General features: G+C 43.3%; 23 protein-coding genes and 1 pseudogene. 9 read left to right on the forward strand and 15 right to left on the reverse strand.

Annotated features, from left to right (window positions below):
- Positions 1–75 precede the first annotated feature (75 nt).
- Together PXH59_RS06290 and PXH59_RS06295 are read left to right on the forward strand one after the other, a co-directional pair.
- Positions 76–399, forward strand: coding sequence for an IS630 transposase-related protein (locus PXH59_RS06290; RefSeq protein WP_285808283.1), 324 nt, complete (start codon positions 76–78; stop codon positions 397–399).
- A complete protein-coding gene (locus PXH59_RS06295) occupies positions 368–916 on the forward strand; it encodes an IS630 family transposase (protein WP_285811610.1) in 549 nt (182 codons plus the stop codon). The genes PXH59_RS06290 and PXH59_RS06295 overlap by 32 nt, the downstream gene beginning before the upstream one ends.
- Here the strand turns inward: PXH59_RS06295 and PXH59_RS06300 are convergent.
- Both PXH59_RS06300 and PXH59_RS06305 read right to left on the reverse strand, forming a co-directional pair.
- On the reverse strand, positions 908–1,210 hold the full coding sequence (locus PXH59_RS06300; protein WP_285810861.1) for an SRPBCC family protein: 303 nt from the start codon (positions 1,208–1,210) through the stop codon (positions 908–910). The genes PXH59_RS06295 and PXH59_RS06300 overlap by 9 nt on opposite strands.
- Before the next feature lie 84 nt (positions 1,211–1,294).
- Entirely contained in the window at positions 1,295–1,981 is a 687-nt protein-coding gene (locus PXH59_RS06305; protein ID WP_285810862.1) for a helix-turn-helix transcriptional regulator, read from the reverse strand.
- A gap of 240 nt (positions 1,982–2,221) precedes the next feature.
- Between PXH59_RS06305 and PXH59_RS06310 the strand changes: the two are divergent.
- The 3 genes and pseudogenes from PXH59_RS06310 to PXH59_RS06320 form a co-directional block, all read left to right on the forward strand.
- Positions 2,222–2,476, forward strand: a pseudogene (locus PXH59_RS06310) (CDP-alcohol phosphatidyltransferase family protein); the annotation flags it as partial.
- A gap of 16 nt (positions 2,477–2,492) precedes the next feature.
- Positions 2,493–2,693 (forward strand): hypothetical protein, encoded by a 201-nt coding sequence (locus PXH59_RS06315; RefSeq protein ID WP_285810863.1) that lies wholly within the window; start codon positions 2,493–2,495, stop codon positions 2,691–2,693.
- A gap of 18 nt (positions 2,694–2,711) precedes the next feature.
- A complete protein-coding gene (locus PXH59_RS06320; RefSeq protein ID WP_285810865.1) occupies positions 2,712–2,987 on the forward strand; it encodes a class I SAM-dependent methyltransferase family protein in 276 nt (91 codons plus the stop codon).
- A gap of 1,174 nt (positions 2,988–4,161) precedes the next feature.
- Here PXH59_RS06320 and PXH59_RS06325 read toward each other — a convergent pair.
- Positions 4,162–4,482, reverse strand: a complete 321-nt coding sequence (locus tag PXH59_RS06325; RefSeq protein WP_285810866.1) for a hypothetical protein — start codon at positions 4,480–4,482, stop codon at positions 4,162–4,164.
- 1 nt (position 4,483) lies between these two features.
- Positions 4,484–4,927, reverse strand: coding sequence for a Panacea domain-containing protein (locus tag PXH59_RS06330; RefSeq protein WP_285810867.1), 444 nt, complete (start codon positions 4,925–4,927; stop codon positions 4,484–4,486).
- Positions 4,928–5,398: 471 nt separating this feature from the next.
- Between PXH59_RS06330 and PXH59_RS06335 the strand changes: the two genes are divergently transcribed.
- Together PXH59_RS06335 and PXH59_RS06340 are read left to right on the forward strand one after the other, a co-directional pair.
- Positions 5,399–6,022, forward strand: coding sequence for a gp53-like domain-containing protein (locus tag PXH59_RS06335; RefSeq protein WP_285810868.1), 624 nt, complete (start codon positions 5,399–5,401; stop codon positions 6,020–6,022).
- 1 nt (position 6,023) lies between these two features.
- On the forward strand, positions 6,024–6,449 hold the full coding sequence (locus tag PXH59_RS06340; RefSeq protein ID WP_285810869.1) for a tail fiber assembly protein: 426 nt from the start codon (positions 6,024–6,026) through the stop codon (positions 6,447–6,449).
- Between the two features lie 26 nt (positions 6,450–6,475).
- Here PXH59_RS06340 and PXH59_RS06345 read toward each other — a convergent pair whose 3' ends face one another.
- Genes PXH59_RS06345 through PXH59_RS20200 form a run of 7 tightly spaced genes read right to left on the reverse strand, consistent with a single transcriptional unit; the run spans position 6,476 to position 11,303 of the window.
- Complete coding sequence (locus PXH59_RS06345; protein WP_285810870.1) at positions 6,476–7,072, reverse strand: tail fiber assembly protein; 597 nt, start codon at positions 7,070–7,072, stop codon at positions 6,476–6,478.
- Positions 7,072–8,193, reverse strand: coding sequence for a phage tail protein (locus PXH59_RS06350; RefSeq protein WP_285810871.1), 1,122 nt, complete (start codon positions 8,191–8,193; stop codon positions 7,072–7,074). The genes PXH59_RS06345 and PXH59_RS06350 overlap by 1 nt, the downstream gene beginning before the upstream one ends.
- Before the next feature lie 10 nt (positions 8,194–8,203).
- Positions 8,204–8,827 (reverse strand): baseplate wedge 1 family protein, encoded by a 624-nt coding sequence (locus PXH59_RS06355; RefSeq protein ID WP_285810872.1) that lies wholly within the window; start codon positions 8,825–8,827, stop codon positions 8,204–8,206.
- Positions 8,828–10,018, reverse strand: coding sequence for a baseplate J/gp47 family protein (locus PXH59_RS06360; RefSeq protein WP_285810873.1), 1,191 nt, complete (start codon positions 10,016–10,018; stop codon positions 8,828–8,830).
- Positions 10,015–10,368: a hypothetical protein gene (locus PXH59_RS06365; RefSeq protein ID WP_285810874.1), complete on the reverse strand. Its 354-nt coding sequence runs from the start codon at positions 10,366–10,368 to the stop codon at positions 10,015–10,017. The genes PXH59_RS06360 and PXH59_RS06365 overlap by 4 nt, the downstream gene beginning before the upstream one ends.
- A gap of 1 nt (position 10,369) precedes the next feature.
- Positions 10,370–11,059 (reverse strand): Gp138 family membrane-puncturing spike protein, encoded by a 690-nt coding sequence (locus PXH59_RS06370; RefSeq protein WP_285810875.1) that lies wholly within the window; start codon positions 11,057–11,059, stop codon positions 10,370–10,372.
- Complete coding sequence (locus PXH59_RS20200; RefSeq protein ID WP_434223364.1) at positions 11,040–11,303, reverse strand: baseplate hub protein; 264 nt, start codon at positions 11,301–11,303, stop codon at positions 11,040–11,042. The genes PXH59_RS06370 and PXH59_RS20200 overlap by 20 nt, the downstream gene beginning before the upstream one ends.
- 95 nt (positions 11,304–11,398) lie before the next feature.
- Here PXH59_RS20200 and PXH59_RS06375 point away from each other — a divergent pair, with 95 nt between their 5' ends.
- Together PXH59_RS06375 and PXH59_RS06380 are read left to right on the forward strand one after the other, a co-directional pair.
- Positions 11,399–11,722, forward strand: coding sequence for an IS630 transposase-related protein (locus PXH59_RS06375; protein ID WP_285808283.1), 324 nt, complete (start codon positions 11,399–11,401; stop codon positions 11,720–11,722).
- Positions 11,691–12,239, forward strand: a complete 549-nt coding sequence (locus PXH59_RS06380; protein ID WP_285811610.1) for an IS630 family transposase — start codon at positions 11,691–11,693, stop codon at positions 12,237–12,239. Before PXH59_RS06375 ends, PXH59_RS06380 begins: the two co-directional genes overlap by 32 nt.
- Here PXH59_RS06380 and PXH59_RS06385 read toward each other — a convergent pair.
- From PXH59_RS06385 to PXH59_RS06400, 4 genes are read right to left on the reverse strand one after another with little or no spacing between them, the layout of a single operon-like run.
- Positions 12,231–12,842 carry a baseplate hub protein gene (locus tag PXH59_RS06385; RefSeq protein ID WP_285810876.1) on the reverse strand — a complete coding sequence of 204 codons (612 nt, stop codon included), beginning with the start codon at positions 12,840–12,842 and terminating at the stop codon, positions 12,231–12,233. The genes PXH59_RS06380 and PXH59_RS06385 overlap by 9 nt on opposite strands.
- A complete protein-coding gene (locus PXH59_RS06390) occupies positions 12,832–13,104 on the reverse strand; it encodes a phage baseplate plug family protein (RefSeq protein WP_047771100.1) in 273 nt (90 codons plus the stop codon). Before PXH59_RS06390 ends, PXH59_RS06385 begins: the two co-directional genes overlap by 11 nt.
- Positions 13,104–13,904, reverse strand: coding sequence for a phage baseplate protein (locus PXH59_RS06395; protein WP_285810877.1), 801 nt, complete (start codon positions 13,902–13,904; stop codon positions 13,104–13,106). The genes PXH59_RS06390 and PXH59_RS06395 overlap by 1 nt, the downstream gene beginning before the upstream one ends.
- Positions 13,891–14,106: a lysis system i-spanin subunit Rz gene (locus PXH59_RS06400; RefSeq protein ID WP_285810878.1), complete on the reverse strand. Its 216-nt coding sequence runs from the start codon at positions 14,104–14,106 to the stop codon at positions 13,891–13,893. The genes PXH59_RS06395 and PXH59_RS06400 overlap by 14 nt, the downstream gene beginning before the upstream one ends.
- Positions 14,107–14,108: the final 2 nt, after the last annotated feature.

Consider the following 14,108-nt stretch of genomic DNA (forward strand, 5'->3'; position numbering starts at 1 on the left):
CATTTGCCCTGTTATAGCAAAATCATACTAATATGTCATAATATCCAAATCCAAAATGACAAGGCATAAAGTGAAATGGGTTACAGTCTAGATTTTCGAAAAAGAGTACTGGCATACAAAGATAAGCATTCGTTGACTTTCGAACAAACGAGTGCCCATTTTGAGATTTCTATTCGTACCCTGTTCCGGTGGAGTCATAAAATAGAACCTTGCATGACGCGTGATAAGCCTCCCATGAAAATTCCTGATGAGGTGCTCATCGCGGATGTCCAAAATTTTCCTGATGACTATCAATGGGAAAGAGCAAAGCGCTTAGGGGTCTCACAATCGGCGATTCATTACGCGTTGAAACGGCTTCGCCTCACTCATAAAAAAAACCTTAAAACATCCTCGCGCTGATCCTCAGCTTCGTCAGGCGTTTGTCGAGCGCATCAGCGGCTATAAACAGGAAGGCAAACCGATTGTGTATTTGGATGAAAGTGGTTTCGCGCAGTCAATGCCACGGATATACGGGTATTCAGAGAAAGGGCAGCGTTGTTTTGGTACACAGGATTGGCACGCGAAAGGCCGTATTAACGTGATTGGGGCCATTCTCGAAAATACGTTCATCACCTTAAGCTTATTTACTGGCAACATTAACGCCGATGTCTTTCATGCGTGGGTGACGCAGGATTTATTGCCCAAACTCCCACACGGTGCCGTGATAGTCATGGATAATGCGCGTTTTCATAAACGACTTGATACGATACAAGCGATAGCAGAGAGTCAATATCAATTAGAGTGGCTGCCCGCTTATAGTCCGGACTTGAATCCCATAGAACACAAATGGGGTGGGGCAAAAGCGATAAGAAGACAAAAAAGATGTTCAGTTGATGAGGTGTTCACCGAGCACATCGAGTGTGTCAGGTTATGTTGATTCTGCTATACTTTCGTCGGTCAAAATTTGGTGACAGAAAGTTAACTCTCCCATCTGTGGCAGATTGACCTGGTCAGTGAATTCTTTATTGATTTCAATATTTGCAAGATAGAAACGAATTTCCGGCATACCACTCAATACCATTTTGCCGTATTGTCCTGTTTTCACTTCACTTTCAAATTCAAAATATTCAAGATCCACTTCCCATTTTTTTCGTAAGTCAAAATCGACATAATGGGACCAAATATGAGAGGGATTTGCATTTACCGATGTAGAAAAAGTGAGGGTTAACATAAAAAAACTCCAACAGTCAGATAGCGGGCTAGTACATTAAGAACCTTCAAGGTAACAAACCCGTGTGACAGTTTTTGTCAGTAGTTAACGCGATATTTTTTCCATTTCCCGCCATTCTTTAAGTAAAGACTGCCTTGAACGGGGATAACACTGTTGTTCTATCTTCAAATGGCTCATTCTATCCGATCTGAAATGGCGAAATGATTTTCTTAATTCACACCAGCCAATAACAATACTGATATTCTCAAAATATCCCAATGCAAATGGCCATATTGTTCTTGTCGATTGATTGTTTTTCAGATCTAAATAAGTGAAAGTGATTTTATGCCGATGACTGATCGCTTGCCGTATTTGCGGAATATCAACGGAGGGTTCGATTTTCGCAGCCGCAGGCCCAATTAATAATGCATTCGTCTCAAGATATTGTCTGAGTTCTGTTGGGATAACTGAGGCAATTTTATTGATTGCACTATTGGCAGAGGCTTTTAATTGTGAATCAGCGCGTCTAGCCACCCAACCAGCCCCTAATGCCAGAGCTTCTATCTCACTTTGCGTTAACATCAATGGGGGTAAAACAAATCCCGGTCGTAAAACATAACCGATACCCGCTTCTCCCTCGATATTTGCCCCTTGATCCTGCAAAGTCACAATATCCCGATAGAGAGTTCTTAAACTAATATTCAACTTTTGCGCCAATACCTTGCCCTGTACGGGAAAGTGATAACTCCGCAATATTTCCATCAGAGTTAACAAACGTTGTGCCCTAGACAATTTATCATATCCTTAAATTAAGCCATTGATTCATCTAAAATTTGTAACAGAAACCATCATGTCTCCGTAATAATTTCTGTTATTGAATAATTAAAACATTTAATTATGGATAAAAATCAATAACACATCATCTACTTCAATAAATTATTAATCACCTAAACAAAATCTATTTTATTTGTTCACTCTTTTCTGTTATTTATTCTATTGATATCAGTTTGGCCTATAAAGGACTTAGGTAAGATGACCCTCTATCATCTAAAACCACTTTTCCAAAACCTATTACGTCCTCTCGTCATTTGTCTACAAAAATATGGGATCACTGCCAACCAGGTCACATTAAGTGCGATGTTCCTGTCAATCGTCGTTGGCCTATTGTTGAGCCTGTTTCCTTATACCCGTTTCTATTGGTTACTGCCTATTTTTCTTTTCATTCGTATGGCACTCAATGCCATTGATGGTATGTTGGCACGAGAATATCACCAGAAATCTCAAATCCAAATAAGGCATTAACATGACACTCTTGGCAAAAACACCAGCTTCAAAAACGCAAGCATTAAATCAACGCATTGCCGAAGAACATGATTTCACCACATCAGATCAGGCTTCCCTGTTTTATCGTTATTGGCCCCAGGAGCAGGATAAGGCAGAAAAAGCGATTATTATTTTTCACCGAGGCCATGAACATTCGGGGGAGAATTCAGCATGTTGTTGATGAACTCAATCTTCCTGTATGGAAACCTTAATCCGTCAAGCAATTCACCAGCTACATCAACAAAACCAACCGATTCATATTGTAGATATCGCGGCCGGACATGGACGCTATATTTTTGATGCGATCAACGATTTCAGTAAAATTGACTCGATTTTGTTAAGGGATTACAGCGAGATTAATGTTAATCAAGGCCAGGCTTATATTGAAGAACGTAATCTTACCGATAAAATCCTTTTTGTCATCGGTGACGCTTTTGATACTGAAATACGTAATAATATAAATTATATTATTTAAAACAACATATTACAAACAAAAAATCTTTTATAAAACCATAAATGCACGCAGTCATGTACAAACAAAAAACGTACATAATGTAGTACATAGAAATGGACTTTATGCCCGTTAGATAGAGAAAGTTTAGGATCATGGGTAAAAAGAGCCACTATTACCATAGGACAACAACCCACCCTTTAATCTCTAGGTTAACGATTTCCCCGATTTGAAATCGGGAAAATCAGCAGCCATTCAACTATAGAAGAAATCCCTATAGTTGCCGTAGATGGCTCAAATCTGAATCATGGTGGAAATTCCAACCATCTTCAAAGTGTGATATCCCACTTTAGGTATGGTGATTTCCACCATACCTTTTACCCTCACAGGGTTACTTAATGTAACTCAGTGACTGACGATGAATTTCGTCGGTAGTGAGAGGTCAGTACGTTAAACGTTCCGACCTTGTGAGGGGTTACGACGAATTTCGTCGGAACCAATGGTCACCAGACTGCATACCGATACTTTCGGCGCTCAAACCAAACCTCTTAAAGAGGTGAGGTTCTTGATCCATACAACGAAACAACCAACCCAAAGTTATTGGGTAACCCTTTGATTTTTCCGAGGTGGTCATTTTGACCACCCGGAACATTTCAATATTTCCAGTTCCCAAAGTGAGGACCACGGTATTCTTCGAGGTCACTGAGCTAATGACCTCGACAACAGGACCCCTTAAACTCAAGGAGTCCCTAGAGTTAATTTCACTGCTCCGTTTGTGACGGAAGAATGCTGAATTAAAGGTGAGAAATCCCACCTTTAGCTAACTCGTTGATTTTGCTTATTTCCTGCACAGAACAGGAATTCAATTAAATCAATGGGTTAAAAGGTGATAATTATCCTATTTAACGTAACTTACTGATTTTGCTTATTTCCGGCACAGGGGCAGAGATTAATAGAATCAAGGCATTAAACGCGTGCGGAGAGTTGAATGAATTGATGGGGGTTGTGTGGGGGATGGGACAAGTGGGAAGGAAGAGTATTAAGGGATGTTGCCTACATGAAGACTCGCCCGGGGCGGACTTGGTATTATCCGTGATCGTATAAAGTGTAAGCTCTATCTAACCATACAATGAAAAAAGTGGAATCACGTCTATAGCCAACCATGGGCTTCTTACCACTGAACCTAAAAGCGATAAGGTTAACATCTTCTGTTATGTGCGCAGGGATGGGGGGGTTTTATTGCCGTCCTGTGGATTTTTTCAAATCCAAGCGCATGTCGGTGTTGTTGCTTTATTTGACCCCATGTTAATTTGCTAAGCCGGAATAATTTGTCAGATAAAGCCGCCTTATCATCCCTTTTACAACTGCTTACACAGTAATTATCTTGCAGATATCTTAAAGAAAATTCTGGCGGCCTGTTTTCTGAATTATCGTTAAATTCAGGGCCAATCTTAAGCCTGACAGATTTTTCCTGAACTTCCTGAGGCGCTTTTATTCTTTTAGGTTTTTTCTGTGCCATATTAATTTATACGAGTAAGAAAGTAATCCTTAAGCTCATTATGGGAAATAACCTGATAGCCTACCCCTTCGATATAATTATCTTTCCATGGCGCTTCTTCATGAGTCATATTGCGCAGCTTCCAGGCAGAGAACTGACCAAATACACTATAAACTTCATCAAGAAGTTCTCTTTCATCATTGGAAAATTTATCTAAATCAAGGCGGGCAGGGATAGGCAGCGCTTGATTACCATGCTTTTTATATTTCCTATAAATCGCCGGAACCACAGGGCCATGCATCCACGCTTCTAGCTGCTCCTCAAATAACGGCTTTTCCAGCAACGCCAAAGAAAAACCTTGCGCGTAATAAACCAGCTTCTGTAATTTTAAATTGGAAATAGTGTCGCCGCTTTCCTCATTACAGCAAGCCAAAAAATAATCAGCCACATCAAAGCAAGTAGGCATAACACTCTCCATTGATAATTTAATAAAATACTACACGCCAAGTTTATCAAATTGATATATAGCTATGGTTATATTAGTGTCATTGAACCTTAAGCTCAACCACGTAGGCTGTATTTATTTTGTTTCATTGATGATTAAAATGTATCAACCTGTTTCAGATTTTAGCCATCCATAACTTGGGTTCAGGCGCTAACTTTATAGCGCCCTATAGCTTTTTCATATCATCAAGGCTCTGAATTCACCGCCCCTGCCCCACATTCCACACCGAATCTGCAAAATATCAGCCGTTCCATAGTCAATAACCGTTCAAATTTCCCCCATCCATTCCAATATCCCTGTAAACTCACATTTTGCACATTTATTGAACTGAAAATTTGTTTAATTTCAACCCGTTCAACAGTCAATTACCCGTTTCTACTGCCCAAATCCACCCAGTGCGTAATTCTAGAAAACCTCGGTTTGGTGGATACCGTGGAGCTGGCGAAAAATGCCGTTCCCGGTAGCAGGAAAATTAACGGGAAATCGTTGTATAACGACGTGAATTTACATGCGGGCGATGTAGGCGCGTTATCGGCATTCGGCGGCACAATCATTTCGGACAATAAAATCATTGAGCTGAAAAACGCCACGCCCGGAGCGGCAAATTATATTTATGGAGCAGGCCACAACGGAAAACCACGATATCTGTTGGGATGTGGCGCCGGCAAAGATCACGTGTCGTTAGTAAATTCCGCAACCTCTACGCATTTAACGGTGGGAAATGGTAACGTCACGTTAAACGAAAAACCGCTGGCGACTGTCGAGAGCATACCCAAAAACATACTGGTTAAATCAACGACAGGGTATTGGCGATGCGCTGACACGGGGTTGATTTTACAATGGGGAACCATCAACAGAGCTGACTCCGACAGTACGTGGATACAATTTCCTACCTTGTTCCCAACGGAATGTGCCAACGTGCAGATAACCGTGTCGTTATCCGGCAGTGGTTCCAGCACAATGAATGTTCAGGCACGTAACCGTGGTAACACAGGTTTTACAGCGATAATGGCGACAAATGAAACACAGTGTAACTGGTTAGCGGTGGGGTATTGATATGAATTATTTCTATAGCGCAAAAAATAACGCATTTTGTCCGATTGCGTGGAAACAAAATTATGTGGATGCGGGATCATGGCCGGACGACGGCATCGCCGTGAGTGTTGATGTTTTTAATGAATTTGCTATTAACGCCCCTCCGGCGGGAAAAATCCGCATTGCGGGGCCTGACGGGTTGCCCTCATGGGGCGATATCCCGCCGCCAACGTCAACGGAATTGCAGCAACAGGCCGAATCCCAAAAACGGCATTTGATGTCACAGGCTGCAAATGCCATAACACCGTTACAGTATGCTGCTGACCTCAAAATGGCGACGAACGCAGAGCAGAGCAAATTGACAGAATGGAAAAAATATACAGTGTTATTGAACCGCGTCGACTGTTCGACAGCACCTGACATCGACTGGCCTAAAGCGCCAGAGTAACAATTAGGGGCACGCAGCCCCTATATTCACTTCGGCTGTTCTGGCCATTGGATATCGGGCGCGGTAGCGCAATCTACCCGATTGAGCAGTACCCGATATTTGCGCCATGCGGTTAATGAGGATTTTTCGGCGTCGGTGGCCATATCGAGGTCAATGGCATCCTGATAAATATCGATTTTGGCTCTGGCTGTATCCAGCAATTGCCGTTTCTGAGACTCCGCCTGTTGCTGTTTATGCTGGCGTAGTGCCTGAGCATCTGTCACCCACCGTTTGCCATCCCATTTGTCAAATGGTGTTGTAGGTGCAATTGGTGTTGTGTCCGACGGATAATCACCCAGCGCTGCAATCACCTGTGCGGCACCTGTTTCAATGTCGTAGACCGTTTCGCCACGATGATCGGCGACGTATTCCCATTCTAACAAATCCGACGTCCGGCAAATGGCATAACCCGCTCGGCTATCACCCGGTGCATCAATACACGAGTGGGCAGGAATGCCAACGCCGACAGGCAAAAACTCAACAGATGAGGAAAAATGTTCCCGTGTTTCATTGTGATAGTTAAATACCGTGATATTACCAGCGATTATAGCAATTTGATTTTTATCTAATTTTGCCTGAGTCATTATACTGCCCTCACAATGTAATTAAATGCGATGTTATGCGGTCGGGTTTCCGTTGCTGTGCGGACTGTACGGGATGCGTCAAACGTCCAGTTTACAGCTCCGTATCCTATATTGCTGATTGTTGGCGGCGCCAGCCCGACTGACCGTTCTGCCTCAACGCCGACAAATGGCCCCCAGCTCGTTTGGTCTATAAATAGCTGGGTTCTGCCAAATTTCCCGACAATATTTTGAATCGCATCTGTCTGAATTGATAATAATTTACGTCCGGCATCCAGCCCCTCGCCATCATTCCATCCGCGAATAAATTCACCCCTCAAATCCGGTAATCGCAATGATGGGTATACCCGTGCCAGCTCGGGATATTGAGCAGCGGTAAACGTCGAACCATTACATTTCAACCACCCATCAGGCGGGGTCGCTAACGGCCATGGAATAGGCACACCAACAGGTAATGCCGAGCCTGCCGTTAAACCGAGGTTTTTTACAAACTCCGATTTATTCGGAATGTCCGCACCGTTCTGCGATTTTTCGAGGCGGCTGTTGGCGTTGGTGTTGGCATTGACTGCATTTTGATTTACTGTTGATGCCTGCGTTCTAACATCACTCAGGACGTCAGTTACGGATTTCTGACTCATCACCTGCGTTTGACTGCCACCGACAGATTGAACCACATCCGATTTATCGAATTTTTTATTCAGCTCATCGAGAATTTGATTTGTATTAACCAATTTCCACGCTGAATTAATTTTATCCGCTGACGCTGTATTGAAATTAATTTTGTTGTTATCAATGAGGCTCTGAAACTCTTTTGTTTCATCATCCGATTGTAATATTGCCCCTCTGGAATACCCGCCAATAGAATTGGCATACTCTAGTGAGAATTTATATTTTCCGCCCTTGGATAAATGAACGATATTATCAGATATCTGATTAAATATACCGTTAAAATCCCTGCCACTGGGAGGTAATCCACCAGCCGTCACGGGCATCATAGTAATTTGCGGGAATCCTGTGTCCCACGTTGCTTTTTGGCTGGGTAAATCTGATTTGTAATCAGAGGGTATTTCGTCCTTTTGTCCATTTTGAGCAAAAGGTTTTGCTATTAAATTTGGGTTTTTCATTATTCACCTGTTATGCAAATGATGCCTGACCAAATGGTTGAAATCCGGTTCCGTAAAATCCGAAAAATTCACCTAATGGTAATTCTACAATGCTGATTTTCACTCCCGATGGGCGGGGTAATATTTGTCGGTTGTAAATTAGATTTTTTTCTAATTCAGATAATCTATATTCAAATACATATCTGGCTGTCATATGTCCGGTTATTAGATAATATGAACGGCCCCGCAAAAAGCAACAACCCAGCCAATTATTAATATTAGGCGCGGTTGCATACAGTATATTTGAAAATGCCTTCATTAGAATCACCTCCCTGAATGTTGAATCATCCATCATATATGACGCATCAGTTCCTCCAGAATAAAATGGTGACTGGTCGAATGGTGTAAATTTTTTCGTTTCTTTAAATCCGAAATAATCAACATTCGGGTCGGGTATAGATAAATCTCTGCCAATACCAACAATACGCCCCCAAATATCCAATCCGAATCCTCTCGCCGTGAGAACGTTGACCGCCAAATTATAAAACTCGTCAGCATTAGCTCTGGGGTCGATGGTTTCATTTATTGAGTTGAGAATAGTGCAGATGGTAGGGCTATTGGCGTACTGGCTGGATAGTGTCTCTTTTATATCCAATTATTCTATCCTTATATCATCTATAGATAATGTCGGAAACTCATCAATACCGAAATCGAGATAATTAGCCACAGCGCCTTTCTTCCTTGCTATTTGAACCGATATCAACCGCTCCCGTGTTGATTGCGCAGTCGCACAAATGTAGTCACTGGCAATGAGTTTTTTAGCTATTCTGCCTTTACCCCTGCCTGTCTCAAATTCATTCAAAACAGCTTTGCGAACAGCTTCCTTGTCTTGGTATGTTAGACGTAATTTGTCTTCAAATGTCACAATAAACTCAATAGGAATGTGATGTGGCCGGATAAATTTAATGTCATAACTGGGCGGCAGATAGGGGAAATTGTCCGTGTCCTCATATTTGACCGTCGTATTCCCCACAAATGAACAGCCGGTTCCGGCTCTAGCTAAAATCTGTCGTGCTATCTCATTATCATCACCACCTACGACAGAGACAGCGATAGAATTTCGGATTAACGGGTAATTGGTTACTCCGACTGTGATAGTTTCACTATCTGGGTTATCGATAACATAACAATCAATGACATTTTTGATATTCGAGACTGCACCATAGGTGGCGGCATTGGTGTTTTTGGCATTGATAGCGACAGACTCCTGTCGTCTCAGTTCAAACTCCTGCCGTGATTCATCATCCCGGCCAACAATAGCAGCCGCTTTATTGATAACCGAGTCAACGCCATTGATATTTTTAACAACGCGGTTAATGGCGCCAGTCGAGGCTGAAATTCTGCCCGCAACATCACAATGAGCGTCGACTGTTGCAATGCCATTATCACCAATGATTGCCTCTACCTGAGTGCTCCATGTTTTTCCAGCATCATCTGTGACCTGAAATCCGGCAGGAATAACCGTGTTTGCCAGTCCGTTAATCGTGACCTCAGCAACAGATTTTGTCGCCCGGTGACGCTGGAGAAAATAGATATAGCCTAATGCATCCTGCATCATGCCGTCAGCGTACCGGGGATCGAAACTGTTCAGGAGATTGATAAAAAAGTTTCGCTCATCGGTGATGATGGCTGTCAGAGTAGTGACTAATTGACCCTGCGGCGTATCCATTGATTTATTGAGATTATCGCCAAAACAGGACTGCATTAGCCGCCACACTCCCGCGATTACCTCATCGGTCGGTGGCGCTAATATCCCCTGTGGGGTGATTTGTAGTTTCGGTATCATAGTTCTATTACTCCCTCCCGTCCGTCAATGTCGGTAAATTTAATTCTGCCTCTCACAACCCGGTCATTTGCCGTACTCAGTTCCGCTGTGGCAGAAATTACGCCCTCGACTGACATCGCGGCGTCCTCCAGGTTTTTTCTGTACATCGCCAGTGAATACCGGTTTTTGCCTAGTATTTCCTCCAGATAGGGAATGCCCGCGCCCTGTGAGTAGTACATATCTTTCACAAACACCCGACAGGCATTAGCCACTGATTGCGCTCTGGCGTACTGGTCTGAGGCAATAGCAATATTCCCCGCCACATCGAGAGCGAGATCCCATGTGGCAGGCATTAGAAATAATGTCCGCATGTTAAGCCTTTTGGTTAGGTGGGCTGGTATTGGAGCCTTGTCCGTGCTCTGGATGGGTATGACTGTTGTAAACCTGGCGCATTCCTGCCATCGACAAACTATTAGTGGTTGTGTTATCAGTAATATCGCTCTTGGCCTGAATAGTGCTGGTCGTCTCTACTGGTGCATCTAAAATGATTTTCGTGCCTTTGACATTCACTACCCCTGTAGCAACAACGTTAATGCCGCTATCCAGAAAATGGACATACTGGCTTGGTGCGCCATTCAGCAGGCCGCCGATATAGAGGCTGTCAGACCAATCGAACCGCCGCTTACTCTCCGGCGGCGCTGAGTTCTTGGCTCGCTTCACCTTTGAAATGTCACGGGTACAAACGAGGCAAATACCCAAATCACCGGGTTTCGGGTCGAGAATAACGGCATTTGCACCTCCCTGATACCGGAAATAGGGCACGTTGTAGATAATGGCATTCTCGTAGACATTCCCTGCTCCGTCTACCTGTTGCACTAGTGGCAGAATGTCAACATAACCCACAGGAGCAACGCCACCACCACGAACTTTCATCACCTTGCAGATTGTTACTGTTCCCATCTTGCCAATGAGTGACCAGATGATCGCCTCCTGACTGCGAGCGCCACCCGCCGTAGTCTGTGGGTCATATAACGATACCCGTTCATTTTTTGATTGCGACATGGTTATCACCTCTCCGACTGGCTGAGACCCCCATGAACCACTGTGCCGAATCCTGCTCAGTTTCTAATATTGTCCTGATTCCGTAGATCAGCCAGTCACCGTTACAGATTTTTATCTGGCTGCCAGCAATGCGCACGATGCCGCCGAACCTGACTAACGGGTCATAGAAGCACTTGAACTGAACGCCGATCATGGTTGGAACGGGATAGCCAATTAATCCAGTATCAGGGGAAATAACTGGTATTTTTAATGTTCGTCGTGGGAAATCTTTGTAGGTATAGCAAAATCATACTAATATGTCATAATATCCAAATCCAAAATGACAAGGCATAAAGTGAAATGGGTTACAGTCTAGATTTTCGAAAAAGAGTACTGGCATACAAAGATAAGCATTCGTTGACTTTCGAACAAACGAGTGCCCATTTTGAGATTTCTATTCGTACCCTGTTCCGGTGGAGTCATAAAATAGAACCTTGCATGACGCGTGATAAGCCTCCCATGAAAATTCCTGATGAGGTGCTCATCGCGGATGTCCAAAATTTTCCTGATGACTATCAATGGGAAAGAGCAAAGCGCTTAGGGGTCTCACAATCGGCGATTCATTACGCGTTGAAACGGCTTCGCCTCACTCATAAAAAAAACCTTAAAACATCCTCGCGCTGATCCTCAGCTTCGTCAGGCGTTTGTCGAGCGCATCAGCGGCTATAAACAGGAAGGCAAACCGATTGTGTATTTGGATGAAAGTGGTTTCGCGCAGTCAATGCCACGGATATACGGGTATTCAGAGAAAGGGCAGCGTTGTTTTGGTACACAGGATTGGCACGCGAAAGGCCGTATTAACGTGATTGGAGCCATTCTCGAAAATACGTTCATCACCTTAAGCTTATTTACTGGCAACATTAACGCCGATGTCTTTCATGCGTGGGTGACGCAGGATTTATTGCCCAAACTCCCACACGGTGCCGTGATAGTCATGGATAATGCGCGTTTTCATAAACGACTTGATACGATACAAGCGATAGCAGAGAGTCAATATCAATTAGAGTGGCTGCCCGCTTATAGTCCGGACTTGAATCCCATAGAACACAAATGGGGTGGGGCAAAAGCGATAAGAAGACAAAAAAGATGTTCAGTTGATGAGGTGTTCACCGAGCACATCGAGTGTGTCAGGTTATGTTGATTCTGCTATAACAGCAATATTTTTATTTTCAATATACAAATCCAGATTGGCGGCATGGGCCAGTTGCCGGATTTTGTCGATTTCAGTACCGTGCAGATACGGGTTGGATACGCTGACGGTGACGTCATTAGGCTCAAAGGTATAGCCTATGCGCTTACAGATGCTGCTCATGATATTGACGACATCGTGATCACCCTCGTAGCTTTCGGCATCAACACCCATCATTTTATCCAATACAGCAGTCTGAGACTCAATCACCAGCGCCACATTAGGCGCATCGCCAAAATCAGGGTAAGCAAAAGTTATCCCACCTTTAAACACCTGCGACAATTCTTCGCCTTCCTCACCGGCCTCAATCGTTACGTTATTGCGCAATGCGGTTATCTCATTCCATTTGATACGTAACAGCTTCTCCATTGTTTCCATTGGCAACCCGTAGGCTTTAATTCGCGCATGAGGCGTAATGGCGCCATTGCCGTAGTTAATCTCGGCGCTGATCCGAAGTCCGGTTGCAGAGAGTTTATTTTGATTACTGGAGGTGAATGATTCGTCTTTACCTGAGAGGGTGAGGGTGATTCTTATTGATTTTCGATTAAAAGCCATTTATCCATACCAACCTATATCGAGAGCCTAATTGTGAATATTCTGGATCGGTATTACCTTCTATATCTGAGAACACCAGCCACTGACAGATATAAGTCATATTCCGACAAACACGATTACATACCAGATATTCCCCATTTTTCTTAACAGTAGCGAATAAATTATCGAGTCTTGTTTCTAATGTTAAATCGTAATTATCACTTTCTAAAAAAAAGGAAAGAGTTTGATTCGGAATTTTTTCTAAAGGTATTTCGGTTATCATTAAAAACTCCCGTTACTTATTTGGTTAACCATATTTTCAGCTTGAGATTTTATATCTGATAAATCTTTTCCTATACCTTTAAATCCTTCCCATAAAATTCCAGCACCTTCTTTTCCCTTTACTAGCCATGATTTATTTTCGTCATCATATAAATCACCAAGATCATTCACCATTTTTTCTAATGAACCGCTGGATGCGTTAGATTCAACTTTTTGAGTTTTATCACCGGTATCCTTTTTCTTGGCATCATCGGGGTTTTTGACCTGTTCCTTATCATATAAGACCGTCACCTCCCTGATTTCCTCAAGATGCAGGTTTACCTTAAGCAGCGTCGCCCCATCTTTAGCCTCTCTCGCAATGTCATATCCCACGATAGCGGCATTGGTGTAGACAAATTCAGGTGTGACAACATGAAATTTCAGTGTGCTTTTCGCCAAAATTTCTAGCTGAGACAGGAAAGCGCCGCGCTCCAGCGTTCCACCAGAGCTTTTACTTATCTTAATAACGGTAAATACGCAACGTAGGGAGGTAAAGCCAAGTGCCCCAACAACAACAAAAAGAACCATATACACACAACCTTCATTGTAAATATAGCTCTCTGTTGCCCTCTTCCATATGTAGCCAACCAATAACGTTAGCGCCAGAAACAAGATAAACAACAAACCATTTGCCCATAATTGCCAAAGCATCAATTGTTCTATGACTGTGGGTAATTGATCTTTACCAAATCCAATCATGCCGTCGATACCAGACAGTGCCTTGTTAATCAGTTCAGCTAATGCCTTATCAGCGTTTTCCATTATTCCTCCCACATTCAGTCTTCGCCCAATCTCTCAGTCCGAGGAACTGGGCTTCGAGGGTTTCCAGTTCTCCGAGGAGACGTACATAATCCTGTTCAGCGTCTTTCGCCAGTCTGGCGGGTCTTGAACCATCCACGCCGGAGGGGGCAGCGGTTTCAGGGTCATGCTCCCAATCATTAGATTGTTGTAGTAAACTCCCCACTT

The sequence above is a fragment of the Xenorhabdus bakwenae genome, assembly GCF_030272115.1.
Classification (GTDB): Bacteria; Pseudomonadota; Gammaproteobacteria; order Enterobacterales; family Enterobacteriaceae; genus Xenorhabdus; species Xenorhabdus bakwenae.